The sequence below is a fragment of the Paenibacillus sp. J22P15 genome (assembly GCF_056269345.1).
In genome coordinates, this window is sequence record NZ_JBWDNT010000009.1 from 33,323 (window position 1) to 59,063 (window position 25,741).

The 25,741-nt window shown below is 44.9% G+C and carries 25 protein-coding genes; 20 read left to right on the forward strand and 5 right to left on the reverse strand.

The window, feature by feature from the left end; genetic code table 11:
• Positions 1 to 39: 39 nt before the first annotated feature.
• The 4 genes from bglX (at position 40) to AC0YN6_RS18760 (ending at position 5,613) form a co-directional block, all read left to right on the forward strand.
• Entirely contained in the window at positions 40 to 2,184 is a 2,145-nt protein-coding gene (bglX, locus tag AC0YN6_RS18745; protein WP_475748664.1) for a beta-glucosidase BglX, read from the forward strand.
• Between the two features lie 157 nt (positions 2,185 to 2,341).
• Positions 2,342 to 3,418, forward strand: coding sequence for a copper resistance D family protein (locus AC0YN6_RS18750; protein WP_475748665.1), 1,077 nt, complete (start codon positions 2,342 to 2,344; stop codon positions 3,416 to 3,418).
• A 104-nt stretch (positions 3,419 to 3,522) separates the two neighbouring features.
• Entirely contained in the window at positions 3,523 to 4,647 is a 1,125-nt protein-coding gene (locus AC0YN6_RS18755) for an MFS transporter (RefSeq protein WP_475748666.1), read from the forward strand.
• A gap of 45 nt (positions 4,648 to 4,692) precedes the next feature.
• Complete coding sequence (locus tag AC0YN6_RS18760; RefSeq protein ID WP_475748667.1) at positions 4,693 to 5,613, forward strand: aldo/keto reductase; 921 nt, start codon at positions 4,693 to 4,695, stop codon at positions 5,611 to 5,613.
• A gap of 81 nt (positions 5,614 to 5,694) precedes the next feature.
• Here AC0YN6_RS18760 and hflX read toward each other — a convergent pair whose 3' ends face one another.
• The 3 genes from hflX to AC0YN6_RS18775 form a co-directional block, all read right to left on the reverse strand.
• A complete protein-coding gene (hflX, locus tag AC0YN6_RS18765) occupies positions 5,695 to 6,969 on the reverse strand; it encodes a GTPase HflX (RefSeq protein WP_475748668.1) in 1,275 nt (424 codons plus the stop codon).
• 433 nt (positions 6,970 to 7,402) lie between these two features.
• Entirely contained in the window at positions 7,403 to 10,351 is a 2,949-nt protein-coding gene (locus AC0YN6_RS18770) for a DEAD/DEAH box helicase (protein ID WP_475748669.1), read from the reverse strand.
• On the reverse strand, positions 10,348 to 11,559 hold the full coding sequence (locus tag AC0YN6_RS18775; RefSeq protein WP_475748670.1) for a hypothetical protein: 1,212 nt from the start codon (positions 11,557 to 11,559) through the stop codon (positions 10,348 to 10,350). Before AC0YN6_RS18775 ends, AC0YN6_RS18770 begins: the two co-directional genes overlap by 4 nt.
• Positions 11,560 to 11,704: 145 nt before the next feature.
• On the opposite strand from AC0YN6_RS18775, the gene AC0YN6_RS18780 reads away from it, so the two are divergent.
• The 16 genes from AC0YN6_RS18780 (at position 11,705) to AC0YN6_RS18855 (ending at position 24,731) form a co-directional block, all read left to right on the forward strand.
• Entirely contained in the window at positions 11,705 to 12,025 is a 321-nt protein-coding gene (locus tag AC0YN6_RS18780) for a thioredoxin family protein (RefSeq protein ID WP_475748671.1), read from the forward strand.
• 101 nt (positions 12,026 to 12,126) lie between these two features.
• On the forward strand, positions 12,127 to 12,357 hold the full coding sequence (locus tag AC0YN6_RS18785) for a DNA-binding protein (protein WP_475748672.1): 231 nt from the start codon (positions 12,127 to 12,129) through the stop codon (positions 12,355 to 12,357).
• Positions 12,358 to 12,496: 139 nt separating this feature from the next.
• On the forward strand, positions 12,497 to 12,775 hold the full coding sequence (locus AC0YN6_RS18790) for a hypothetical protein (RefSeq protein WP_475748673.1): 279 nt from the start codon (positions 12,497 to 12,499) through the stop codon (positions 12,773 to 12,775).
• Positions 12,765 to 13,871 carry a GerAB/ArcD/ProY family transporter gene (locus tag AC0YN6_RS18795; protein WP_475748674.1) on the forward strand — a complete coding sequence of 369 codons (1,107 nt, stop codon included), beginning with the start codon at positions 12,765 to 12,767 and terminating at the stop codon, positions 13,869 to 13,871. The genes AC0YN6_RS18790 and AC0YN6_RS18795 overlap by 11 nt, the downstream gene beginning before the upstream one ends.
• Positions 13,858 to 15,339, forward strand: coding sequence for a spore germination protein (locus AC0YN6_RS18800; RefSeq protein ID WP_475748675.1), 1,482 nt, complete (start codon positions 13,858 to 13,860; stop codon positions 15,337 to 15,339). The genes AC0YN6_RS18795 and AC0YN6_RS18800 overlap by 14 nt, the downstream gene beginning before the upstream one ends.
• Positions 15,332 to 16,531 (forward strand): Ger(x)C family spore germination protein, encoded by a 1,200-nt coding sequence (locus tag AC0YN6_RS18805; RefSeq protein ID WP_475748676.1) that lies wholly within the window; start codon positions 15,332 to 15,334, stop codon positions 16,529 to 16,531. The genes AC0YN6_RS18800 and AC0YN6_RS18805 overlap by 8 nt, the downstream gene beginning before the upstream one ends.
• Before the next feature lie 212 nt (positions 16,532 to 16,743).
• Positions 16,744 to 16,923: a hypothetical protein gene (locus AC0YN6_RS18810; protein ID WP_475748864.1), complete on the forward strand. Its 180-nt coding sequence runs from the start codon at positions 16,744 to 16,746 to the stop codon at positions 16,921 to 16,923.
• A 142-nt stretch (positions 16,924 to 17,065) separates the two neighbouring features.
• Positions 17,066 to 17,737 (forward strand): polysaccharide deacetylase family protein, encoded by a 672-nt coding sequence (locus tag AC0YN6_RS18815; protein WP_475748678.1) that lies wholly within the window; start codon positions 17,066 to 17,068, stop codon positions 17,735 to 17,737.
• Positions 17,738 to 17,918: 181 nt separating this feature from the next.
• Positions 17,919 to 18,308, forward strand: coding sequence for a hypothetical protein (locus tag AC0YN6_RS18820; protein WP_475748680.1), 390 nt, complete (start codon positions 17,919 to 17,921; stop codon positions 18,306 to 18,308).
• A 31-nt stretch (positions 18,309 to 18,339) separates the two neighbouring features.
• On the forward strand, positions 18,340 to 19,347 hold the full coding sequence (locus tag AC0YN6_RS18825; protein ID WP_475748681.1) for a DUF1835 domain-containing protein: 1,008 nt from the start codon (positions 18,340 to 18,342) through the stop codon (positions 19,345 to 19,347).
• A gap of 44 nt (positions 19,348 to 19,391) precedes the next feature.
• Entirely contained in the window at positions 19,392 to 19,919 is a 528-nt protein-coding gene (locus tag AC0YN6_RS18830) for a nucleotidyltransferase family protein (RefSeq protein ID WP_475748844.1), read from the forward strand.
• A 156-nt stretch (positions 19,920 to 20,075) separates the two neighbouring features.
• Complete coding sequence (locus AC0YN6_RS18835) at positions 20,076 to 21,074, forward strand: cation diffusion facilitator family transporter (protein ID WP_475748682.1); 999 nt, start codon at positions 20,076 to 20,078, stop codon at positions 21,072 to 21,074.
• 156 nt (positions 21,075 to 21,230) lie between these two features.
• The gene (locus AC0YN6_RS18840; protein WP_475748683.1) at positions 21,231 to 22,046 is read left to right on the forward strand and encodes a hypothetical protein; all 816 of its coding nucleotides are present in this window, start codon (positions 21,231 to 21,233) and stop codon (positions 22,044 to 22,046) included.
• 16 nt (positions 22,047 to 22,062) lie between these two features.
• Positions 22,063 to 22,611 (forward strand): nucleotidyltransferase domain-containing protein, encoded by a 549-nt coding sequence (locus tag AC0YN6_RS18845; RefSeq protein ID WP_475748684.1) that lies wholly within the window; start codon positions 22,063 to 22,065, stop codon positions 22,609 to 22,611.
• A 271-nt stretch (positions 22,612 to 22,882) separates the two neighbouring features.
• A complete protein-coding gene (locus AC0YN6_RS18850) occupies positions 22,883 to 23,308 on the forward strand; it encodes a MerR family transcriptional regulator (protein WP_475748685.1) in 426 nt (141 codons plus the stop codon).
• 4 nt (positions 23,309 to 23,312) lie between these two features.
• Positions 23,313 to 24,731 (forward strand): DHA2 family efflux MFS transporter permease subunit, encoded by a 1,419-nt coding sequence (locus AC0YN6_RS18855; RefSeq protein ID WP_475748687.1) that lies wholly within the window; start codon positions 23,313 to 23,315, stop codon positions 24,729 to 24,731.
• A 47-nt stretch (positions 24,732 to 24,778) separates the two neighbouring features.
• Here the strand turns inward: AC0YN6_RS18855 and AC0YN6_RS18860 are convergent, their stop codons facing one another.
• A complete protein-coding gene (locus tag AC0YN6_RS18860) occupies positions 24,779 to 25,153 on the reverse strand; it encodes a hypothetical protein (RefSeq protein WP_475748688.1) in 375 nt (124 codons plus the stop codon).
• Between the two features lie 243 nt (positions 25,154 to 25,396).
• Positions 25,397 to 25,693, reverse strand: a complete 297-nt coding sequence (locus tag AC0YN6_RS18865; RefSeq protein ID WP_475748689.1) for a hypothetical protein — start codon at positions 25,691 to 25,693, stop codon at positions 25,397 to 25,399.
• Positions 25,694 to 25,741: the final 48 nt, after the last annotated feature.

The following is a 25,741-nucleotide window of genomic DNA, read 5'->3' on the forward strand; positions in this document are numbered from 1 at the left end:
AAAGTCCTTCGTCATAAGTAAGCCAGGAGGAGGCAAGAAATGGACATCACCCTTAAAGATAATGCAGCGGGCAAACATCCAGAAACAGAACATAAAATAACATCGCTATTGGCTCGAATGACACTGACTGAGAAGGTTGGGCAAATGACTCAGATCGGAAGCTTCAAACAAGAAAGTGACTTAACGTTAATTAAGGAGGGCAAAGTCGGCTCTGTGCTTGGCGTTATAGGGGCAGAGAAAGTAAATGAATTGCAGCGTATCGCCGTAGAGCAATCCCGTCTTGGCATTCCTCTCCTTATTGCAGCTGACGTTATTCACGGTTACCGTTCTATATTTCCAATTCCGCTTGCAGAGGCAAGCAGCTGGAATATGGCATTAATTGAGGAAACAGCGGCAATCGCCGCTCGTGAAGCTTCGACGGAGGGTATTCAGTGGATTCTTGCTCCGATGGTGGATATTACACATGATCCAAGATGGGGAAGAATAGCGGAGGGGGCGGGTGAAGATCCTTTTTTGGGTTCGGATATTGCCTATGCGAGAGTAAAGGGTATTCAGCGCAATGATTGGAGTAATCGGCCGCATATGATGGCATGTCCTAAGCACTTTGCAGGATATGGGTTCGCTGAGGCTGGACGGGATTATAACACAGTCGATATGTCGATTAGGCGGTTAAGAGAGGTTTGCTTCCCGCCGTTTAAAGCGGCGCTCGCTGCAGGGGCAGGTTCGATAATGGTCGCTTTCAATGAGCTGAACGGGGTGCCATGCTCAAGCAATCGTTGGCTATTAAAAGAGGTTTTGCAGCAGGAATGGGGATTTGAGGGTGTTGTCGTAAGCGATTGGAATTCAATCGGTGAATTGGTGGAGCACGGAAATGCTGATTCTGAAGCAGCAGCGGCGCGTCTAGCTATCCAATCTGGCGTTCATATGGATATGGAATCTCAGGTTTACGGTAACCATCTGCTTGAATTGGTCAGACAGGGCACGATCTCGGAAGCACTTCTTGATGATGCGGTGTCCCGCATCTTGAGAATGAAATTTCAATTGGGATTATTTGATCAGCCATACACAGACCCTGCGCTGGAATCAACGATTCTGCTTGCCCCAAGTCACGTGCAAACCGCTCGTGAAATGGCATGCCAGTCCATTGTATTGTTGAAAAACGAGGGAAATGTGCTGCCGCTGAAGCCGGCAGTGCGTAAGTTAGCCGTAATTGGTCCGCTTGCTGATGACCGTGAAGCGCTTCTTGGATGCTGGCGCGGGCAAGGCAGGAACAGTGACGTTGTTACAGTTGTCGATGGGATTCGATCCTCGGCCACATCCGGTATGGAAATTAGGTACGCCAAGGGCTGCGATGTGACAGAGGGGACAGACAAAGAATTAATCGAGGCCGCAGCTGTTGCAAGCGAGTGTGAGGTTGCTATCGTCGTACTTGGAGAATCGGCAAACATGAGCGGAGAAAATAACAACCGTACGTCCCTAGAAATCCCGAACTGCCAGATGGCGCTGCTGAAAGCGATCCATGAGACTGGAACTCCAGTCGTTCTGGTGCTCGTAAATGGCAGGCCATTATCCGTCGAGTGGGCACAGCATCATGTTCCGGCTATTGTTGAAACGTGGCAGCTCGGTACTCAGGCTGGAATGGCAACGGCGGACGTTCTGTTTGGTCAATATAATCCAAGCGGGAAGCTTCCGGTTACATTTCCGAGAAATGCAGGGCAAATCCCAATCTATTACAATGCCAAAAAAACGGGCAGGCCTGAATTGAAGCGATATGTGGATGATCAAGTGGAGCCGTTGTATTCTTTCGGATACGGCTTGAGCTATACCATGTTTGAATACCGCGATCTGGTTATCAGCAAGCAGAGGATTACCGCTGAAGAGAGCATTAAGGTACGGGCGAGTATTCTCAATGCAGGTGACGTGGACGGCGAAGAAGTTGTGCAGCTCTATGTTTGCGACGAATTTGCTTCCGTTACTAGACCTGTGAAGGAACTGAAAGGCTATCAGAAAATCATGCTCAGAGCGGGAGAGATGCAGACCGTTGAGTTTGAACTCGCTGCAGAGCATTTGGGCTTTGAAAATAGCGAAGAACAGTTTGTTGTAGAGCCGGGCTCATTTCGTGTATGGGTGGGGCCGAGCAGCACGGACGGCTTGGAAGGCCAATTTGAAGTTGTTTCAATTTAAAATAATATACTCACAAGCATGAACACTCCTCGTCGCAGGAGTGTTTTTTATTATAAATTCATAATAAGAGAGAAATATCATATGAGCATGCATTCATTTGTTTTCTTTTATGATATGATGACTTTTGAATTTAAACTGGTAGGTGGAGTGGATCATATTGTATATTTACATCTTTGAAACGCTGCTGTATTTGTCCTTTGCTTTGACCGGAGGTTTTATTTTACTTCAATTTATACCAGAGAAGTCTAAGCCGCAATTGAGAAACACCTTTGATTTATTTCAATATGCGTTATTAGGTATTCCGCTATTTTCGTTTATGTCGATACTAAGGTCGGCACTTGTGCTGCGTGATTTTGCAGAGAACATGCCATTTATTCAGGTTTTACTTATCGTAGTGAAAGATTACTCGTATGGAAATGCATGGGTGTGGAACCTTGTCATCTGTACGCTGATGTACATGGTCTCGCAGTTAATGAGCATGCAGGCAAAAGTAACGAAATGGGCTTTAGCCTTACTATGGTGCTTGAGCATTCTAGCTCACGGCTGGGCGAGCCATCCAGCGGGCTTCTCTGCTACTTGGGGAGTTCTTTCTCAATCCGTTCATGTCGCAGCCGTATCGCTTTGGCTTGGCGTTCTTATCATTATTGCTTGGTTTACGAAAGGGGATTGGAACTGGAAAGCTTTTGTCCGCTGGTACACACCGATGGCGATATGCAGTATAATCCTTATCATCGTGGCTGGTCTTATTATGATGTCTCTTTTAGTAGATGGTTATATCAACTCATGGGGAATTAACTACGGCGAGGCTCTGCTGCTCAAGCATCTATTGTTTTTACCGCTTATTCTACTAGGCTTCATGAACGGATTTTTAACCAAAATTACGGATCAAGGCCAAAATAAGAGCAGATTGCGATGGTGGCTGCGAGCTGAGACGATTGTTGCACTTCTCATACTCATTACGACCGCTTATATGGGCGTACAGGAGCCGCCTCATGAGGGGGAGTTCGAAGACCCGTCTGCCTCTTCATTATTCACTTTTTTGCATGGGGATTTGCAAGATTTATCTCTACAGTGGAACTGGAACGTTCTTTATGTAAGCATGATTGTAGTAGGGGGCGCAGCTTTAATCTCACTATTTCCGAGTTATAAAAAAGAAAATCGCGGCCTATTTGTTGCCCTGGCTTGCATAGCCGTTATCCTTCCGTTTTTCGGCATCCTTTTGTCTGTTCAATGAGGGTTAGTTCTAGTATAACGATTAGTTCATAGGAAATAGAAAAAAACGTAAGGAAAGAGTTCGAAACAGTAGGATTGTATTAGATGAGGAGAGGAGAAGCATCAGTGAAGTTACTAGCAGGCTACTATTTTTTATGGTATTTGGCCATTTCGGTTATTATGCCATATACAAGTCTTTATTTCAGCGATCGAGGTTTTAGCCATACTACTGTAGGTCTTATCTTATCTTTATGGGCTTTGGTCAGTGTCGTTGCTCAGCCCGTTATGGGTATGATTAATGATCGGATCAATAATCCCCGAAAAATCATCATGATATGCGTGATTACAGCTCCAGTACTCGGTCTTGGATTTCAGTTTATGGATGGTCTTGCGGGTATTATAGTATTATCGATTTTCTTCGCCTGGTTTCAATCCTCTGGCGGACCGATTGGTGATGCGATGTCTGTGGAGATCGCCAGCAAAAAAGGTTTTTCATTTGGCAGCGTGAGATTGTGGGGAGCGTTAAGCTATGCAATCGGAACGTTCGTAACGGGTATTTTATACGAAAAAACCGGTTACGATGATATCTTTATTTATTACTTAGTCGTAAGTCTAACGGTCTGTTTGGCACTTATGATGCTTCCGAAAGCGCAGCTTACACGTAGAAAAGTGACATTATTCGGTCAAATGGGTGAGGTCGCTCGGAATAAGCCATTTATGATATTTGTAGCAACGAGCATGCTAATGATGATGTCCGCGTCCATTAATATGAACTTTTTACCGTTATACTTCAAAGAAATGGGCTTTGATAAGAGTTGGATCGGAAGCGCGTATGCGATTGCTGCCATTATTGAAGTGCCGATGTTCTGGGTAGCGACCAAGCTAAGCAAAAGAATAGGCAGATATCAGCTGCTAAGTTTAGCTGCTGTCATTTATAGCATTCAATTTTTTGCTATGTTCCTTTTCGCTGACATTACTTTAACGCTGGCGGTTCAACTGATGAATGGCATTGCGTTCGCCTTTGTTGCAGGCACAGCTGTAGAAATCGTACAGAGCTACTCTACCGATGGAACAAAAGCTACGCTGCAAACGGTGTATGCGGCTGTAACATTGGGACTTGGCGGCATTGTTGGCAATATGATGGGGGGACTTGTCGTCGATCACTTAGGGGCGCCTGTTCTATACTTGATTCTATTTAGCCTATGTATAATTGCTTCCCTGCTGTTTCTTATAGATGGACAAAAATGCTAAAATAAAAAGGACAGGAAATAGATCATTCGAAAAGGAGTGTTGATCTTGAAATATAGAAGACTCGGCAGTACAGATTTGAATGTATCGGTTATCGGAATTGGAACTTGGCAGTTTGGCGGCGAATGGGGACGGGAGTATTCGCAGAACGAAGTCGATGCGATTCTCGACAAAGGTCAGGAGCTTGGCATTAATTTGATCGATACCGCGGAATGCTACGGCGATCATCTCTCCGAGTCACTCATTGGAGATTATATCAGTCGCCGCAATCGCGAGGATTGGATCATCGCAACAAAGTTTGGACATCATTTTCACGAGCGCTTCACGCGTACCGATGTTTTTGATGCCGAAGGCGTGGTTGCGCAGCTTGATGCTTCACTGAAAGCATTGAAGACGGACTACATCGATCTTTATCAATTCCATTCGGGGCCAGACCAAGCTTTCGATAACGATATGCTGTGGACGACATTGGATAAGCAAATCGCAGCTGGGAAAATCCGGTTTCTTGGGACATCGATCGGCAGCAATGACAATCTTCATCAAACAGAAGCATCATCCAAAGTAAATGCCCGCGTCATTCAGGTCGTATATAATCGACTCGATCGTCTGCCCGAAGAGCGAGTGTTTCCGGCTTGTGAGCAGCAGGACCTTGGTGTGCTAGCACGTGTTCCACTGGCGAGCGGTTATTTGAGCGGTAAATATAAGCCGGGCGCTGTATTTGGCGATACCGATGTACGTCACAGGCACGATGCAGAGAATACGCGGGTTAAGCTGATAGAAGTAGAGAGAATTCAGCGTGAAGAAGTACCGCAGGGTGTTGATATGGCAAGTTGGGCACTTGCATGGTGCTTGAAGCATCCGGCAGTAACGGCTGTTATTCCCGGCTGCAAGGATGCAGCTCAGGTTGAAGCCAATGCGAAGGCAGCTGAGCTTGTACTGGAGTCTCACCCGCAAGATCGCAAGGAATAGCATTGTAAAATGGAGAAGAGGCTGCCCCATGGTTATAAACTAACCATGGGGCAGCCTCGATTTATGATGCGGCATCCTTGTTTATTTTGCTTGCAGCACAGTTACATCAGTGCGATACTTCTCGAAATCGGATACGCGGCATTCTAGCTTCATGCGTGTGCCTTCTGTTTCGTACTCCGTAGATTGTACATGCGCATGCTCGTTAAAGTAGGCGACCAAGCGGCCTTGGCTGAACGGAATCAACAGCTCGCATTCCATATAGTCGTCGTATATTTGGTCGCGAATGACCTGAATAAGCTCATCTAAACCAATATTCTTTTTGGCAGAGAGATAGACGTTGTTGTCGCGCACCTCTGGATAAGCATGCTCTGTCAAATCACATTTGTTGAAAGCATAGATCGTTGGAAGATCGTAAGCACCCAGCTCCTTCAACGTTTGGTTCGTGACCGCAACAAGCTGCTCATAATCTTCATGGGCGTAATCGACGACATGAACTAGTAAATCCGCTTCGGTCACTTCTTCCAAAGTGGAACGGAAAGCTTTGACAAGGTGATGGGGGAGCTGACTTACGAAACCGACCGTATCCGTGAGCAAAAATGATTTGTTGTCAGGCAGATCAATGCTTCGAACCGATGTTTCAAGCGTTGCAAACAACATATCCTGAGCAAATACCTGCTTGGTCGTCTCAGGATTATATTTCTCAAGCAAAGCATTCATCAAGCTTGATTTGCCCGTATTCGTATATCCCACGAGACAGACGACAGGAACTTCGTTCTTCTGCCGCTGCTTCCGCTGGATTTGACGGCGGGCGACAAGTTTCTCAAGTTCGACTTGTAGAGCGGTGATTCGCTCCTCGATCCGTCTCCGGTCCAGCTCAAGCTTCGTCTCGCCGGCACCTTTATTTTTGAGCCCGGCTCCGCCTCCTTGCCGTCCTAAAGATGCGCGAAGTCCGACGAGCCGCGGCAGCATGTATTGAAGCCGTGCGACTTCAACCTGCAGCTGGGCTTCTCTTGTTTTGGCGCGCTCTGCAAATATATCGAGAATAAGAATCGTCCGGTCAATGACCGTTCGCTCCAAAGCAGCTTCCAAATTACGAATTTGGGAATGAGAGAGCTCATCATTGAAAATAACGACATGCGCGTCATGCCCTTCCAATAGCGCTAGCAGCTCTTGAATTTTGCCGGTCCCAATGTAGTGAGTTGGATTGATGCGTGCTGCCTTCTGGCTTAGTTCGTCGACGACCTCGATATTATTGGCAGCAGCTAAGTTTCGAAGCTCCTCCATAGAGTAAGCAAAGTCAGTTTGATTTTGAAGCTGAACACCGACGATAATTGCCTTTTGTTTAGGTTGTTCCATTAGTCATCATCCTTTTACGATAATTTATAAAATAAAAAAACACAGGCAGCTCTGCCTGTGTTCACCGTATAGGTAGAAGGGAATCAGCAAAAAAATCCATAAGGAACCCAATATCCCTTATTGTTATGGATTGTTGGCCTTCCATAGGCGTAAAAAACAAATACACGTATGGAGTTTCCGCTCTAAAGGCGAATACGCGAGTCGGGATGCTCCCTATTCTCATCGACGTATTCTAGTTATATGGGTTACCTTCAAATGGACAGACCTATCCTGAGTCCTCTGCACACAGGCAGAGCTTTGGCGCTATTCAATTAGCAGCTGCGCAAAGACCTAACTCGGATATAGTCTATCACACGTAACCCTCCGTTCATTTAAATTAGCACCAGTGTAGCACACAGGTCGATTCGGAGCAAGTCAGAAAGTTTGCAGATTGTTATGAATCGCTCCAATCCTGCCGCAGAGTAAACAGCTCCTTCAGCTCATCCGTTGAAAGCTCGGTGATCCAGCCCTCTGAGCTTGCGATGACATTTTCGCTAAGCTGCTGCTTATTTTCCAGCATTTCATCGATGCGCTCCTCCAGCGTGCCAAGCGAGATGAATTTATGCACCTGAACGTCGCGAGTTTGTCCCATGCGATAAGCCCGATCGGTTGCTTGGTTCTCTACAGCCGGATTCCACCAGCGATCGAAATGGAATACATGGTTAGCGGCTGTCAGATTAAGCCCAACTCCGCCAGCCTTGATCGACAGAATGAACACATTAGGCTGCTCGGCTGGCGGCAATTCATTCGATTGGAATTTCTCGATCATGCGGTCACGCGCAAGCTTGGATGTGCTGCCATTCAAATACAGAATCGGCTCCTGAAGCTCTTGCTCCAGCACCTTCTGGAGCATCTCCCCCATGCCAAGATACTGCGTGAAGATGAGGCAGCGTTCTCCCTCGTCTCGCAGCTCTTTCACCATGGCGAGCAAGCGCTCTAGCTTAGCGGAACGGCTGATCAGCCTCTCTGTATCGATTTGCTCTCCATCTGGCGCAGAGCTATCGACGATAGGTTCCTTCGTGAGCAGCATAGGATGATCACATAATTGCTTCAGTTGCATAATGGATGATAGAATAGCGCCTTTTCGTTCAATGCCTTCAAGCTTCTGCATGCGGTCCATGAGCTGATTAACGGTTTGATTATAGAGCGCTCCCTGCTCGGCGGTGAGATGGATATACGTTTTCATCTCATTTTTATCCGGCAAATCAAGCTGGATGGCAGGGTCCTTCTTCTTGCGGCGAAGCATGAATGGCTTGACCAGCTTTTGCAAGTCTGCGGTGCGCTTTACATCACGCTCTTTCTCAATCGGATTGCTGAAACGGTGCTGAAAGCCGTGAGCGCTGCCCAGAAATCCTGGATTCATGAAATCGTAGATAGACCACAGCTCCGATAAGCGATTCTCGATAGGGGTTCCGGTAAGCGCAATACGGTGCTTGGCAGTAAAGCTGCGAACGGCTGCGGACTGCTTGGTTTGCGCGTTTTTAATATTTTGTGCTTCATCCAAACAAATCGTAGACCAGTTAATCTCATTAAGCAGCTCTTGATCAAGCGTAGCCGTTGCGAATGAGGTAAGTATGACATCCGCGTGCTGGATTTCCTCAAGGAAAGTTTCTCCTCCGTTTCGCCTGCTTCCATAATGCAGCATGACACGAAGAGAAGGAGCAAAGCGATTGATCTCCTTCTGCCAGTTGCCGAGTACCGAGGTAGGGCAAATAATAAGCGAAGGCGTTTGATGTGCGGATTGCTCCGCGCTCTCCTTGAGATTGAGCAAATAAGCGATGAGCTGAATCGTTTTGCCGAGACCCATGTCATCAGCTAAACAAGCACCAAGTCCGAATCGTCGTAAAAAGGATAACCAAGCGTAGCCTTCATGCTGATAAGCACGAAGCTCGGCACGCAGTCCGGAAGGCACAGCTAGTAGAGGCAGATCGCTTCGCTGGTTCAACTGGCTGACGAGCGTCATCAGATGCTCGTTCAGCTCGACTTCGAGTTGAATGCGGCTATCTTGCTCTACATCCTGTTCGGGCTGCTCGTCCCCTTCGTTATTACCGCTTCCCAGCAGATGCAGCTGAAGCACATCCTGAAAGGATAAGCCCTCGGCGCGGTCAATGCCGGACATCGCTTTGCGAATTTGTGCGAGCAAGGCGGGATCGAGTGAGATCCATTGTCCTCGGAAGCGCACAAGACGCTCATTACGGGCAACCAGCTCATTAAACTCAGATTCGGTGAGGTCCGTCTCGCCAATCGCAATTCGCCAATCGAAGTCAATCAATGTATCCAGTCCAAACAATGACTCGCCCTTACTTTCAGCACGAGTGATGACCTTTGCACGAAGCCGCGGCTTCTTGCGGCTTGCGGTTTCCCACCAAGCAGGAAGCAGAACCTGCCAGCCTGCGGTAAGGAGCCGAGGACTGTCTTTGGCTAGGAAGCGCCACGCGGCATCATTTTCGAGAGGCGCGTTCAAAATATCTTCATGGTTTCCAGCGAATCGATCATGCGGCAGACATGCGCGCAGTCGATCCAGCCAGCTGGCAGAACGCTCTCGTATGGGCACTGACCAAGATGCAGGCCATGAGCCGAAAGCTTCGCCTGTACCCGATAGCCTTACCTGCACAATAACCGCTTGATCCAGCTTGTCCTGCAAAATAAGCTTGAGCTGCCACGGCGTATCCATATCCGTCGGTTCCACCAGCTGAAGCATAGGGCGAAATGGCGCTTGATCGGCTTTCCAACCAATCGAGATCAACCATGCCTGTGCATCTAAACCAGCAGTTGAGGCACGCTCCTTGGCAAATAGCAGCGGGTATTCCCTTCGCAAATCAGCCGCATTCGTTTCCGATCCATAATAGACATCAAATACGGCAGCAGAGAAAGCTGCAAGCAAACCTTCAAGAAAGCTGTCATCTTCGTGTGCAGCCTTGACCGCCGATTGGATTTGCTGCTGCAACGCAGCGTGATCCCAGCTCCATTGCAGATTTCCTGATCGGAAGGCAGAGAAGCTGGGAATATAGCGTTTGCTATCGATTTCTGCAGCCAGCAAGGGCGCAAGCTTAACTAAAAGTCCCGCTTGCTCCTCCCATATCCATTCCACGTGCTCTAGCACCTTATTTTCTGCAAAAAAAGATATGACCTGCTCGGCAGGAAGCAGCACAAGCTCCAGTCCTTGAACCTGCTGCACCTCAAGCTCCGTCCCATAGAAGGAAGCCGTATGCCATGCGAATAGGTTTTGTTTCAGTGTGACGCCTGATAGGTAATCATCTGTACTGCTCACACCGTATAGTAGTGCATCGCCATGCGTCGTTAAGCTAACATGGACCTTGATCGTTTTTGTATACTTGCTCATGGTATTAGTTTTCCTTTCCGAAGCTCCTCCTGAAGCGCGCGCAGCCGGCTATGTCGTGAAGCGAATGCGGTAATAAACGACTCCCAGCGTTCTTCCTCTTTACGTTTTTTGTACAGCTTAGCGAGTCGTTTGAGCAGTTTCACAGCTGCTTTGTAGCCAGGTCGGTTTTTGAGCAGCACATATCTTTCCGCAGCCTGATGATAGAAGGGAAGCAGCAGCTCCGGCGAGTTTTTCTCAATGGGCGCCAAAACACTGACGCGATAGTCAAGCGGCTCGCTTCCCTTGCTAAGCTGATAATCGACCCACTGCTGCCATTTGGCATGATGGAGCAATTTTTCTTCATAAATAGAACCTGTATAAGGCAGCGACTGAATAAGCGGCTCCCACATTTGCGTCTCCGCGCCGGGAATATGTTCGATAACATGATCCCAGTAGCGATAAAAGATTTCTAAGCTGCTCGAGCGCTGTCGTTCTATATGAGGCGTGGTTTCGAGCAGCCAGCTTGCTAAACGCTCCCATTCTCTTCCTTCCGACATTGCGGATAAGAGGTGGAATAGGTCATTGGGACGAAGCTCAGACTTTCTAGTCATTTCAGTAAGATTGCTCCATGCTTCTTGATCACGTTGCAAATAAAAGTTCATCCAAAGCTCAGCTAGCAGCAAGGAGTAGCGAGGAACTGATGAGCCAAGCTTCTGAGCTGCCGCTTTCAACTGCTCCAGTTCTACTAGACATAAGCTCGTATCGGTCTGAGCGGGAATAGTCCAGTTTTGCCAAAGCACGAAATAAGGGTCGGAAAAATAAGATTTAGCACCAGTTTCCAGAAGCATAAGCTGCCGCAGGTAAGCAAGCGTCTCTATTACACGCTGCCAATCATCGAGAACATCGGTAGAATCTGGCTTCATCTGCATCAGATCATGAATAGCAAGCTGCACTTCGGAAATAGCACTATATGTATGAAAGCCGATAAAAGAGCTGGTTTGCCCCGTTTGATTCGGAATAAGGTTAAGCAGCAGCATAAGTACATGAAGATGAGCATGCAAATCAAACAAGCTGCTTTGGGCAGGTGATAGCTCTGGTTTTATTTGTTTAATCGCTGCCAAGGCATTGTGCACATAAGCGATATTACGGGTATGGTCGGACAGAGATTCCGTACGAGAATTGAAAAGGGTGTGCCACTCTGTAACATTTAATTGATCAATTAGTTTCATGACGAGATAGTCTCCCAAGCGAATTTATGTTCTTATTATATCATTTTTTTTGTTCATTACCCTGCTCATAAACGGCGTACATGCTACAATGAAAAATACGATATGCTTTTGAACGACCGTCTATTCGGGCAGAAAGGAAAGAAGAATGATGGCAATTCAAGAAATCCAAGAAGAAGACTGGCTAAAGCTGAAGCGGATAGGGAATGGAAAGGATGCGCTCCTGTTTTCATCACCATTTTGCGGAACATGCAAAGTGGCCGAGCGAATGCTTGAAATCGTGGACGCTGCCGAGGTCCCTGTCACTTTGTATAAAATAAATATTAATTATGCGCCTCAGCTGCGAAATGAATGGAAAATTACGAGTGTGCCGTGCTTAGTTTTATTGAAAGATGGAGAACCTATTCGTGTCGAGTATGCGATGCGATCAGTTGATTATTTGTATACTCTGATGAAAAGCATGGATTAAATCGAAAAATTTTATATGAGGCTAAGATTATAGGGCTGTTCGTGTTATAATTAAGAGGTGCAGTCAATAAAGACCATTGACTTGATAAAGGAGTCGGAAATATGCAGGTAGTATTTGAAGACTGGGATCAAAAGGTAAAAAAAACATTTAATGCGACTAGCAAGCAGGTTGTATTAACTGTTACTGAAGCTGGTGACCTATTGGGTCTGACAAAGGACCAGATGAAGGTATATGTGTTAAAGCATAACCTGACTAAGGTTGCGATTAATCGCAGCGTCCACAGATATCTATTACTGAAAAGCGAAATAGATGAGATCCTAAGCAAAAAATAATATTTGCGATTAACCACAACCTCTTAGAGGTTGTGGTTTTTTGTTTATGAGAAAGCGCAGCAATTTTATACATAATTACCATTACATTTGCCAAAAATAGAGAGGCTACATAAAAGTGTGAGGAATGGGGCTGTACCTGATGACGACAATAGGTGTATTAGCGGCTTCTATTTTAGCTTCTCTGCTCATTGCTGTATTAGATATGGGTGTGTATCATGAATCGTTTGGGTATGCGATCTATAAACAGTTACCAGTCTATAATAGCTGGCAAACTTATTTGCTCGTCATAGCTGCTTTTATCGTCGCACTATTGCTTGATTGGAGAAGCAATAAACGATTTCGAAGCAGGAAACCATCAAAGAACAGACAGCGATCGAGCGGCGAACTGTACAGGGATAGGTTAGCTGATGACGAATAAATTGACTACATTTCAAATCTACAGTCTTATGCTTGTTCTATTGTTAGGTACGTCAATCCTGTTTGGCACACCGAAGCTGGTAGAGGATGTATGGCTGGTTCAGATCACAACTATCGTTCCGGCGATATTGTTGTTCCTTTTCTACACCGTCTTTATTTCCTCGGAGTCTCCGAAAGGATTGTATGCCCTCTTGATTTCAGCTTGGGGCAGCGTAATCGGCAAAGCGTTCGTGCTCTGTTATACCGTATATTTTCTTTATATAGCGGCCCGAAATGTTCGGGATATGCTGGAACTTGTCATGACTACGCTGTTGCGTACAACTCCGCAGGAGATCGTTGTAGTGCTATTTGTACTACTTATTGCTTATGCAGCATATGGAGGTATGCTGACATTAGGACGGTTATCGGAGGTCGTAATTGTATTAATTATTATGTTCTTTGTAGCAATAGCCGCTCTGCTGCTCATGAGCGGGTCGCTCGAACTGCAAAGAATGTTTCCTTTCTTGTCTAAAGGCATCTCTCCGATCATCAAGACGAGCATGACAAACTCATTGTGGTTTCCCTACGGTGAGCTGGTTGTTTTTCTCGTGTTGTGTTCGAGGATGGGCGGGAAGAAATCATTTCGCAAAGCGGGAATGTGGGCAGTTATAAGTGCGGGTTTGATTTTGGCATTATCGGATTTGCTGCAAATTTGGTCGTTGGGGATGGAGTATAAGAAATTTTCAACATTTGCGCTGCTTGATGCTTCAAGGCTCATTAATATATTGGATTTTATTAATCGGATGGATGCTCTCGTGGCATTCATCACCATCTTTGGAGTGTTTTTAAAATGTGCTGTTTTTTTATACGCAGGCGCCAAAGGCGTTTCAGTCGTATTTCGCAGGGCAAGCCGGACATATATCTACCCGCTTGCTTTGTTAATTGGGGCAATGTCACTTATCGTCACGCAAAACTTCGCTGAGCATTCGGAAGAAGGGCTTCACTTTGTCATCTACTTCTTACATATTCCGCTTCAGCTTGTGCTTCCTCTTCTAACGGGAGCATTGATTTGGATTCGTTCTATTCGAAAGAGAGGCAATGCGAGTGAACCGATCTAACCAGCCTTCACAGGACGGGATGAATAGTCAGCTTATACAGTCAATCGATCAAGTTCGCACGTATTTAACGGATACCTTCGGAAGTACGGCTGATCTTGCTATCGTGCCGGTTCGTATCGGGGAAGTCTCAGGGCTGCTGTGCTATTTGGATACGATGACGAGTGCCGCTTTTATAATGGATCATATCGTAAAGCCGCTATCGCATGTGAATGAGCGTGAAGATGCTGGCAGCTCTATGGCCATGCTGGAAGTTCTAGGGGAGAAGTATTTTGGCGGGCTGTCCAGCGAGCTTATACATAATCTGAAAGAGTTCACGCATAAGATAGCTGCCGGATATGCAGGTTTGGTGATAGATGGAGCGTCTTCCATACTAGTGCTGGACGTGAAGAAGATGGACAACCGAACTGTCTCTGAGCCAACGTCACAAGCCGTAGTAAGAGGACCAAAGGATGGGTTTACGGAAGCAGCAGATACGAATATTAGCTTAATCCGCAGGCGACTGATTAATGAGAAGCTGCGATTTGAGAAATATACCGTTGGCGCTAAATCATGTACTTCGGTGTATTTAGCTTACATAGAAGGAGGGGTCGACCGCAAGGCACTCAGTCAGGTAAGGAATAGACTGAAAAAGAACCAAATGGAAAGCGTCATGGATTCCGGAAATTTGGAGGATCTTCTTAGGCCAAGAGGCTTTTCCTTGTTCCCAACAGTATATAGCAGTGAGCGTCCGGATGCGATTTGTACTTCTATTTTGGAGTCGAAGATCGCCATCATTGTGAATGGCAGTCCTTTCGTACTCGTTGTCCCGGCTATCATGAACGATTTTTTCAAATCGCCGGAGGATCATTATCAGTGGTTTGCTTTTGGTACTGTCACGAGGATATTGCGGTATTTAGCTTTCTTTTTCTCGCTTCTGGTTCCCGCTATCTACGTAGCGATAACGACCTTTCATGCTGAATTGATACCCACGGTGCTGCTGACAAGCATCGTTGCACAGCGAGAGGGCATACCCTTTCCTGCAGTTATCGAAATTTTATTAATGGAAATTACGTTTGAAATTTTGCGTGAGGCAGGAACGCGGATGCCAAGGGTCGTCGGTCAGACGATATCCATCGTTGGAGCATTAGTGCTTGGCGAGGCGGCAGTTCAAGCAGGTATCGTCTCCAGCATCAACGTCATTGTCGTATCATTAACCGCTATTTCCGGCTTTGCTGCGCCTGTTTACACCTTCGGAGCGAACATCCGCCTTTTGCGGTTTGTGTTTATTTTTCTAGCGGGGCTGCTTGGGCTCTATGGCGTTATATTGGGTACAGCATTCCTATTGATTCATATGGTCAGACTTCAATCCTTTGGGGTGGTCTATCTGTCTCCATTCATCCCATTTCGTACAAGCAATCAGAAGGATGCTGTCTTGGTTTCTCAGACTACCTTGCCAAATGAAGGGATAGGAGGAGAGAGCCGTGATTAAGGCAGCTAAACTTTTTCTTGTTCTATGTTTGGGAGTCTCATCTCTTTGTTTGACAGGTTGTTGGGATAGTTCAGAGCTGAATAAAACATCGCTTATTACAGGGATAGCCTTGGAGCCAGGAGAGGATGCTAAGCTGCGGCTGACTGTGGAGACGATGATGGCTAAACGGCCGGAGGAGAGCAAGGATACAACCCCTTCAATCGTGCAATCATTGGAAGGAGATTCGCTGACTGATCTTTTGGGGCGGTTCAACGAAAGCTTGGATCGCAGCCTGCTTATCTCCCATATAGGCGTTATTATTGTCGACGAACGATTGGCCAGGCGGGGGATTCAGCACATATTAGAACCTCTGCAGCGCACGAGATTTATTCGAGAGGATGTCTTAGTCGTCATCTCGCAAGGTGTTCATGCCTCTCAAATTTTCAAGGTTCTATATCCTAGGAACATACAAGCTTCCTCAAAAATCGTTTCCCAATTAAAAAGCTATCGGCACTCTATGGGGGGAATTCCCCAAAGTCGGTTGTACGATGTTTCGGTAGGTGTTCTAGCCGAGGGAAGAGAGCTGATACTGGGTGCAATTTCACTTAAGGGTTCCATTAAGGATGCTGACAATATGGAAAGCGTCAAGATGATCACGCCAAAGGCATCGATCGTCATTACCGGAGCGGGTATTTTCTCTGAGGACAAGCTAAAAGGCTTCATCTCCGTCGACGAAAGCAGAATGCTGATGCTGATCAACAATCAGGTGAAGGAAACGACAATTTCGATTCCATATAGTGAGCATGATACAGCCATCCGACTTCGGCATATTCATTCTGATTTCCAAGCTGTTATGGATAAGGGGAAAGTGAAAATTCAGGTGAACTTGAAAGCAGACGGGGTCGTTTCAAGCATTGATGAATCCATTGATATAACGAAGGTTTCGGGCTATGAGAAGCTAGAGAAGCTGGGTTCAGATTATTTGGAGCAGCAAATGACAGAAACGATACGAAGCATACAGAAGAAATTTGGTATGGATGTATTCGGTTTTGGTGAACAAATGTTTCGTATGCATTATTTACAATTCGCTCCGCTCGCCGAAAGATGGAACGAAGAATTTGCGAAAGCGCCAGTAACGGTTAACGTCAAGCTTCGCATCCTTCGCTCCGAATTGAAAACGAACAGTATTAGAAATGAGGGGATCGGATCGTAGCGCTGAAGCTTTCCCAGCCAGTTATGCAGCGAAAGGGAAGTTAAAAGGAGGATATGGCAGGATGTTTCCGTTTGGTAAGTATGGGTCTCCGCTCAGTCCGCCATAGTCAGAATTATTAGAAAGAATGCCTTCTGCTGCGGTTTTTCAATAGGTATAGCATTCGTTATACTTATATAGACCGATTGGAAAACATTAGCGGAGGGTGATTTTACTTGACTTACATGGAGATGTTAGGACGTCGGAGTATCATTTTGAAGCGGAATATCGGAAATTTAATTATTAAAGACAACAAGCAGGGACTCAGCACACAGGAAAGTCATTTTTACCAAAGCATGCTTAAGGAATGGCATCAGAATGCGAATGAATTGAATTTGGCTAGAAAACATTCCTAATGGATCATTTAATTAGCACAAACATGGAAAATTAAACTGAGTGTCATTCTGACACTCGGTTTGTTCTGTTTCATTTTCGGCTTATGGTATACTACATAGAAGATAAAGGTTGGCAGTAATAGATAAACGGGGGTTTCTTGCTATGTTGGCGGTTGAGAAAGCGGTGTACCTCACGATTGATGACGGTCCTGCCGGAGATTTTATGGACAAGGTAAATTATTTGAACTCAAAAGGAATTCGGGCGATTTGGTTTTGTCTTGGCGAATCGCTGGAAAGGTACTCAGAAGAAGCGATATATGCTATCAAGAGTGGACATATTCTCGGAAATCGAAGCTATGATCATGCTGATTTCTCGGCAATAGCCTTGCATGAAGTAAGAGGACAACTAGAGCGAACCGACCGTATAATAGATGAGCTTTATGCTCAAGCAGATATGCTTAGATCTTCTAAATTATTTCGTTTCCCCTATATGGAGCATACACCAGACGAGATGAATGACGATCATTTTGAAGGCATTCAACGGGCGCTGGAACAACTGGGCTACGGTCTGCACGCCTTCGAGAATAGTAATGATACCGATCAGGGCGAGAGCATTCTGAAAAGAGGTATTCATGTGGAATGTACGCTGGATACATTCGATTTGGTTGCGGCAGAAACGATGATTAAAGCTGATGCGTTACAAGTTTCTAACGGAAATGAAATTATAATGATTCATGACTGGATCTCATTATTATCTTTTAAAGCGTTGATGAATAAGTTAATTGCCCAAAATGTTGTTTTTCAGCTTCCGAAGGAAATGAGTGTATCTATCTAAATCGGGAGTAGGATCAACTAAATAGGAGTGCAGCTCGTCACCAGGGTTCATAGCGGCGTGCTGCGTTTTTTTTTTGTTGCTGCTGCATCTCATCTGGACTTTGGCGGATGAACGAAACAAAGTAAGCGCTTCATACGTTTAAATAAGCAACAATGTTCTTTTACGAGAGGAGTTATGATTGATGAGCTGGATTCCTGCTGACAGAAGCGGTCGGTGGTGGGTAATAGGCGGAGCATCCTCGCTGCTTATTAGCATACTGTTATGGATCATTCGTTTTCTTGTATTAGGTCAACCATTCACAGGCATGCATGCTTTCCGCTTTATGGTGCTTGCCGCCGTATTATCCTTTTTATTTAGTTTTATCGGTTGGCTTGGAGCGAGAAGGCTGTGGCTGTTCTCGAACCTTGGGATGATTATCGGTCTTCTATTAATGGCTGTGTATTCACGGGATTTGACGGGATGGGAAGACTTGATCAGCTTCCTCGTTTTCTTAGAAGCAATAGCGGGAGGGTTTTTAACTGGGTTAATTGTTGAAGGCATTTACCTTTTTAAAAGGATCATTAAGAAATAAGGTTGTTGATACGTATGAGGGAGGAAAAGCTATGCTGCATATTGTAAATGGAGATTCGGTGGCGGAGAAGCTGCGGCAAGGAATTGTGCAAGGAGATGTGTTAGTGTGGAGAGAAGTATACCCTCATGGCCCTATATTTCTAGATTCCGCTGCTGGGGATAATCGTTCTGCTCGAGCACAATATTTGGAACAGACGATGGGGGTTCCGCACAAAGAATATATGAAGAACAGTGAAATGCAAGAAAAGGCATTGGCTGATTTTAATAAATATGAGGAAATTATTTTATGGTTTGAACATGACTTATTCGATCAGACGATGCTCTGCTATTTGCTTCATTGGTTCTCGGAGCAGCCAATATTGAATACGAAGTTGAGCTTATTGTGCATCGGAGAGTATCCGGGAATTGAGTTGTTTCGAGGGTTAGGACAGCTCTCCCTGAAGCAAATGGAGACGTTGCCGGGAACCTGGAAAGCGATCGGAGCAGAAGAATTAGACTTAGGCAAAGCGTTCTGGCAAGCCTATGCCTCTTCTGATCCAGAGTTTCTGCAGCAACTGTTGAGTAATGATACGTTCGCACTGCCATTTGCACAGGATGCATTCCGAATGCATCTATCGCGGTTTCCTTCTACATACAATGGACTTGGAATCGTAGAACAAACAACGCTGGAGATGATCCAAGCAGGAGTAAGTTCTCCATTTGAACTGTTTGAACAAGTAGGAAATAAGCTTCACACTTTAGGCATGGGGGACTTGCAATACTGGTATATTTTAATGCGGATGTCACAAGACCCGTCTCCCTTGCTGAAGATCCACGGATCACAGCAATTTCCTGCATATAACGAATCATCGAAATCACTAGAAAACTGTGAAGTTATATTAACGCAGCTTGGAGAGAACGTATTGAATGGAACAGAGGACTGGATCGAGAAGAAAGGGATAGATGAGTGGTTTGGCGGGGTGCATTTGCAAGGCAGCTCTCCGCGATGGCGCTTTAATACTTCCCTGCAAATGATTATTGAGGAGGATGTAGGTTGCTAAACAATGAAGAGGATATTATTCGTCTAGTTTATAATGATGAATGGATGATGAACATCCTGCGGGAGGTTAAAAAACTGCAGCTTCCCGACTGGTGGGTATGTGCGGGCTTTGTGCGTACTAAGATTTGGGATACCCTTCACAGGTACACCGAACGAACACCACTAGCTGATGTGGACGTAATTTATTTTGATCCTTCAAATCTAGATGAGCAAATGGAAAAGCAATTAGAGATCAGACTGCATCAAATAAATGCTGACATCCCTTGGTCCGTTAAGAACCAAGCTAGAATGCATGTTATTAATTATAATCCTCCTTATTCTTCCTCCGTTGATGCAATGTCTAAGTTTCCAGAGACAGTCACCGCTTTAGGTCTGAAAATAGACCAGAATGATAAGCTCATATTGACTGCTCCTTGCGGAATAAATGATGTTTTAGACATGCACGTAAAACCAACTCCTTTCTTCGCAGAGTACAATGATCGAATGGCTGTTTATGAAAAAAGGCTCGAACAAAAAAGGTTCACGGAACGCTGGCCTAAGGTACAACAGCAATTAACTAATAGCCTGATGTAGTGAATGAATACTTGAACAATTTATTCTCGTTTATCCTATGGTATGGGTGAGTAATCATACAATAGGAGTGTCGCTCCATCTAAATGGGGATTAATTGGGATTGAAAGTGGACAATCGTGGAAAGGTAATGATAAATCAAATGTTACGGAGGACAGAATGGAGCCTAAAGCAGAACGTCAAGGTTTTTTAGAACTTATCAAGCGAGGGAATAAGTCGTCTGCTGTAGCGATGATCGGCAATGCGTTTATCGCGGCGATCAAAGGGGTTGCAGCCGCATTTACCGGAAGCGGGACGATGTTTGCTTCTGCTATGCATTCATTGGCAGATGCGATAAACCAAGGTTTTGTGTTTGCAGGAAGTATTCTTGCAGAGAAAAAACCGACACCGAGGTTTCCAACTGGTTTTGGCCGTGTTATCAATATTTTTTGTATGATTGCCGTTATCGTCGTTACCATTATGGCTTATGAAACGATACGTGAAGGCTGGCATCTCATTTTGCACCCTGTTGAAGCAGAAGGTTTTTGGATCAACATTGCGGTTCTGAGCGTTAACCTTCTCATCGATGGGCTTATTTTAATTAAAGCAATGAAGGAAATATTACACGAAACAGGGACAGGGACAGCGACAGAAGCGAAAGGGTTCGGTATTTTTTCAGCTGCTTTCAAAAATGTAGGACGTTCTGCGCCCGCTACACGTTTAGTATTCTATGAGGATCTTGTGGCCGTTTCAGGGGCTGCCTTAGCCATGATTGCGGTCATCGTTGCTTCGTTGACCTCATTTAAAACGGTCGATGGTATAGCAACCTTGTTGATTGGCTTGTTAATGTACGGTGTTGCTTATCGTGTCGGCTATGACAATATGATTGGACTTATTGGTGTCGCTGCCCCAAAAGAGGTAGAAGAGAAAGTATCCCAAATTATTTTTTCCGAACCGTTCGTTAAAGATATTAATCAAATGCGTATTCTTCAAGAAGGTCGCTATTACCACGTTGAGGCATACCTTGAGCTAACGGCGGGATTAACGCTTGCTGTTGCAGATGATATTAAGTTTCTCGTTCGCGCCAAGCTTCTTGAGGACAAAGACATTGCAGATGTGACATTGGGCATTCTTGAAGATGACGGCAAAAAAAGCTGGATTCCTAAAGAATCCAAATAGAAGGACGAAACCGCCAAGCTTGGCGGTTTTTTTATGCTTTAGCTGCAGCAGGCTGGCATGTCTTAGGGTTCTATGAAAGTTAGAACTGTTTTGAACGCGGAGGATTGGATACTATTGATATATAACATCGAATGATGAGAAGGAAGGAGGGCTAGCGTGCAGAACATGATGGCAAGTCTTACTTTGCGGAAAGCTATCGCTACCTATGTTGTAACTATAATCGCCTCCATTGTAATGGCTGCTCCCTATGTGCTCAAGTATAATCAAACGCAATTCCCTTATAACCTCGGTAATCAGTTTGTAGGCTGGTCTTTTGTTTATATGATGTATATAGGCGTCATTATTTCAATCTACGGAAATGTAGTATCGTTCGTAATCGAATGGGCACGAGAAAAATGGTTTGAGCGGCAAAGTTGGTTAGCTTTTTTAATGCACGGTGTATTTGGTATGGTGCTGGTGATTATATTCCCGCATTGGCTTGCTGCTTTGTACGGGATGATTATTGCGTTAGCCTACGGGGGATTAGATTGGTGGTTAAGAATAAAAGCTCCCAATTGGAAAGGGGTATTATGGATCGTTGTTACTCCTGTCCTGCTGCATCTGTTGTCTTGGGGAGTGCTGCAATATATCTCTCCGCCTATGCCGCCTTTTACGATGGCAGATGCTGTTGCTCAAGCTACGGATGGGAGAGGGACAGATATCGATAATTTCCCTAAAGAAGCCGGACGTTGGCAAGGAGTAATTGAGGGTTACCTTGTCGAAAGAGTCACAAGCACAGAAGAAATTGAAAAGGATAGATATATCGTCACCTTCACAGAGACTTGGACAAAAGGGCTGGAAACGAATTCTCGGTACTTTTCTTATCTCGTTATGCGCGGCTCCATGACAATGTACAAGAGTGAAGGGGAGACACCTCCCTATGAGAATTATTCGTTAAAAATAATAAAAACAGGAGCTGATTACGATTCATAAGGACTTAGATTTTATAATGGGTGAAATGAGAAATTTCAAAAAACCATGGTTCATATCAGGCGGTTGGGTAATTGATATCGCACTTGGGAAAGTTACAAGAGAGCATAAGGATATCGATATTTGTATTTTTCGTGAGGATATTGATGAAATGCTGGAATACTTTAAAGAATGGGACATCAACGTTGCAATTCCCGGTGAACAACGGCTTGTGAAATATGAATCAATGAACGATTTAATATTGCCCAGATATGGGCTGCATCTATTTAGAGGCCAAGCATTTATTGAGATCCTTCTTACAGAACGGACGGAAGATCAGGTTATTTTTCGCAAAAATCGAGCGATTACAATGCGTTTGGATGACTTTGGTCTTAACGATCATGAAGGAAGACCCTATGTTAATCCTGTATGGCAGCTTTTATTTAAAGGCTTGGGTCCAAGAGAAGAAGACATTCATGATTTTTATACATATTTGCCCGTAATGATGGACAGCGATAAAGAATGGCTTATCCAGGCATTAAGCACGATGAAACCAGATTCGGAGTGGCTGGAGAAACTTCAGTCGTAAGTGGTTCAACGCTATATTCAGCTCTGGAGTGCTTAGGATACTTTATTCGAACGGACACAGGGGCACTTATTTACTCAAAATCGTGCCCAAACGTATGAAATATGATGAAATAAGGGAAGCTGTGTCCGTAAGGATCGTGTAACAGAGAGTTATACAGCAAATAAGGTCTCTGGTGTCCACATGTGACCTATTATGCATCTCCCAAAGTTAACGTTGACGTTAACTGTCACTAGGAGTATGCTTATTGTAACAGATACGGAGGTGCTCGTCATTGGATTTGCTGAAAATTGAAGAAGTAGCGAAGCGTACCGGTTTAACGAAGCGTGCTATTCGGTATTATGAAGATTTTGGCTTAATTTCTGCGCCGGAGAGAACGCAAGGCGGTATTCGATTATATTCAGAGGAAAATATCGAGCAAATTAACAAAATACTGCTCGCGAAAGAGGTACTGGGCTTTTCACTTGCTGAGCTTCAGCAGTACATGGAGTTTCAATCGCTCATTGAGCAGCAGAAGAGCGAATATCGTACGAGTGAGGATCGTGAGGCGCGGAGATTGAAGCTTATCGACATTTCACAGGTGCTCGATAAGGAAAAAACGATGATAGACATGAAAATTAAGCGTATGGAGCAGTTTAAGGAAGAGTTAATGGAAACAGAGAAGCGCGTGTTAAACGCTATAGAACAATTAAAAGAATAGGAGCATGAAAGTGGTAACCTCAACCAAAGCAACGACGTCATTTTGGACCATTATGATTGCCGTTTTTTTCGGTAATTTCATGGCCTCATTGAGTACAACTACGATAAATGTGGCGTTACCTATATTTATGGAAGATTTCGGGGCAAGCTTAAACACGGTGCAATGGATGTTATCGGGTTTTATGATGGCAACGGGCATTATTGCTCCAATTATTGGTTTTATGGGCGACAAATGGAGCTACAAGAAGCTGTATGTTATCGCATTGGCGGGTTTTACGTTAACCTCCGCATTATGTACCTTCGCCTGGAGTATTGAATCGCTCATCGTATTCCGCATATTGCAAGGCTTATTCAGCGGGATTATTATGCCAACCACGATGACGATTATTTATCAAACGATCGAGAAGCCAAAACAGGCAATTGCCGTCAGCTTCTGGAGCGTGTCGGCCATGCTTGCTCCTGCACTTGGTCCAACGCTTGGCGGTTGGCTTGCCGAAATTTATGGATGGAAGTCTCTGTTCCTGATGAACATTCCGATCGGCATTATTGCTGTTCTTGCGGCTGCAAAGTATATTCCGAATTATCGTTTAAGCAGCAAGATTAAATTGGATTGGATAGGATTTGGCGCGGTTCTTGTCGGAACTAGCGCGTTATTGGTTGCATTTAGCGAAGCACATAGCTGGGGCTGGGCTGGATGGAAGACACTCGGACTAATCGCGGCAGGTATACTCGTACTCACGTTTTTCGTGCTTAGGACGCTGCGCGTCAGCAATCCTTTACTGAATTTGCGTGTACTAAAAATTCCGAGGTTTGCTTATGGTGTTATTCTGAACTGCTGTATCATGATTTCACTATATGCCGGCACGTTACTCGTTCCGATCTTTATGCAAAATATTAAAGGTGAATCAAGCTTCGCAACCGGGATGGTGATGCTGCCCGGCTCACTTGCGATGGTTTTGGTCTCACTCGCAGCCGGCAAGCTTTATAGCAAAATGGGTCCTTCGAAGTTGATCTTCATCGGTCTGCTTCTAATGGGAATATCGACATGGTTTCTTAGTTATGCGACTATGGCTACAAGCGCGGCATATATTACGGTGTGGGTTGCCATACGTTATATGGGTATCGGCTTCAGCAACATGCCGGTGACGAATGCCGCGATGTCTGCTGTGCCAAGCGTGAACTCGGGACACGCTTCGGCAGTGATGAACTGGATTAGGCAGGGAACCTCTGCGCTATCTATTAGTTTATTCAGCTCGATATTGTCATCTCAGACGGTTGCTCATCTGCGAGAGGGTGAAACGTCCCAGACTATGGCACTTTCACTGAGCATTCAAGATGTTTTTCATTTGGGTACGATTATTATCATTGTATCCATACCGCTCACCTTATTGCTGCGGAAAAGGAAGTCAGCTGCAGTGCAATAACTAAAAAAAGAGCGCCAATTGCGGCGCTCTTTCTTATTGCATGACTGCTAAGATACAATTGCACCTTCCAAGGCGACCTTAATTTTTCCGTTAGTCTCGAGCACCTTAACCTTAACTTTACGGCCAGGCTGGTACTGAGGAATATTAACCATGTAAATGACGGTTTTAATGAGGGCGCGATACGGATCAGCATGCTCTCTTGGAATGGTTAAGCCAATGAAAACTTCGGGATGGCCGTTAATCTCCGTGTTGGCTTGTCGAATAGAGCTGACTATCGCATCAAAAGGTATGCCATATTTCAAAATATGCTTATTTTCCCGATTATCCTTAAACGAATGTCGAATGACGATGAAGGCAAGCAGGAAGAGCGGTACGGAAAGAAGAAGGACAACCACTAAGGTGATACTCTCATTTGTACTCACGAATCACCAACTTTCATGGATCATATACAGTATTGCTGCATGCTGATATTTTGCTTATATATATTCATACAAAAATCATAACACAACCTTTATTTTATGAAAATATTTCCAAAGCCTTATAACGGAATAGGTACTTTAGCAGCTATCAAAGTGGTAAATAGTTAGTTTCGTCCGAAAAAAAAGGCTGTTTCATGGGGTCATTTGACCTGAAACAGCCTTCGTGCTAATTGCTTATATATGTTGTTAAAGGAAAGTTGTTTTTCTTACAAAGCTTTGGGCGAGATGGTCAGCATGGAGATCCTTATCATTTTTCTTATAGTTTTCAAGAACATCGATCAAATAATCGTCTGCAGGATCGTTAGAGCGGAAAATAAACTGCTCTGTATTCTCAATATGTACATCATGTCCACATTGCTTCAGGCATTCCTGATAATCCTCAACAGTCGGCTTCGTGTTCTCTTCTAAGTAGATGAGCCCGGTTAGGTGCTTGGTTTCCGTTCCATGTATAATCTTAAAATGAACGGTATGTTCTTTTTTCATACCTATTTCCTCCTAAGTCTAATAACGAAGTTTTGTTATTACTATATT

Excerpts from the sequence above, each read along its gene's own strand:
- bglX (WP_475748664.1), top strand. The coding sequence starts at position 40 with ATGGACATCACCCTTAAAGATAATGCAGCGGGCAAACATCCAGAAACA.
- AC0YN6_RS18825 (WP_475748681.1), top strand. The coding sequence starts at position 18,340 with ATGCTGCATATTGTAAATGGAGATTCGGTGGCGGAGAAGCTGCGGCAA.
- AC0YN6_RS18835 (WP_475748682.1), top strand. The coding sequence starts at position 20,076 with ATGGAGCCTAAAGCAGAACGTCAAGGTTTTTTAGAACTTATCAAGCGA.
- AC0YN6_RS18815 (WP_475748678.1), top strand. The coding sequence starts at position 17,066 with ATGTTGGCGGTTGAGAAAGCGGTGTACCTCACGATTGATGACGGTCCT.
- AC0YN6_RS18780 (WP_475748671.1), top strand. The coding sequence starts at position 11,705 with ATGATGGCAATTCAAGAAATCCAAGAAGAAGACTGGCTAAAGCTGAAG.
- AC0YN6_RS18845 (WP_475748684.1), top strand. The coding sequence starts at position 22,063 with ATGGGTGAAATGAGAAATTTCAAAAAACCATGGTTCATATCAGGCGGT.
- AC0YN6_RS18830 (WP_475748844.1), top strand. The coding sequence starts at position 19,392 with ATGATGAACATCCTGCGGGAGGTTAAAAAACTGCAGCTTCCCGACTGG.
- AC0YN6_RS18820 (WP_475748680.1), top strand. The coding sequence starts at position 17,919 with ATGAGCTGGATTCCTGCTGACAGAAGCGGTCGGTGGTGGGTAATAGGC.
- hflX (WP_475748668.1), bottom strand. The coding sequence starts at position 6,969 with ATGGAACAACCTAAACAAAAGGCAATTATCGTCGGTGTTCAGCTTCAA.
- AC0YN6_RS18865 (WP_475748689.1), bottom strand. The coding sequence starts at position 25,693 with ATGAAAAAAGAACATACCGTTCATTTTAAGATTATACATGGAACGGAA.
- AC0YN6_RS18790 (WP_475748673.1), top strand. The coding sequence starts at position 12,497 with ATGACGACAATAGGTGTATTAGCGGCTTCTATTTTAGCTTCTCTGCTC.
- AC0YN6_RS18770 (WP_475748669.1), bottom strand. The coding sequence starts at position 10,351 with ATGAGCAAGTATACAAAAACGATCAAGGTCCATGTTAGCTTAACGACG.
- AC0YN6_RS18775 (WP_475748670.1), bottom strand. The coding sequence starts at position 11,559 with ATGAAACTAATTGATCAATTAAATGTTACAGAGTGGCACACCCTTTTC.
- AC0YN6_RS18855 (WP_475748687.1), top strand. The coding sequence starts at position 23,313 with ATGAAAGTGGTAACCTCAACCAAAGCAACGACGTCATTTTGGACCATT.
- AC0YN6_RS18785 (WP_475748672.1), top strand. The coding sequence starts at position 12,127 with ATGCAGGTAGTATTTGAAGACTGGGATCAAAAGGTAAAAAAAACATTT.
- AC0YN6_RS18795 (WP_475748674.1), top strand. The coding sequence starts at position 12,765 with ATGACGAATAAATTGACTACATTTCAAATCTACAGTCTTATGCTTGTT.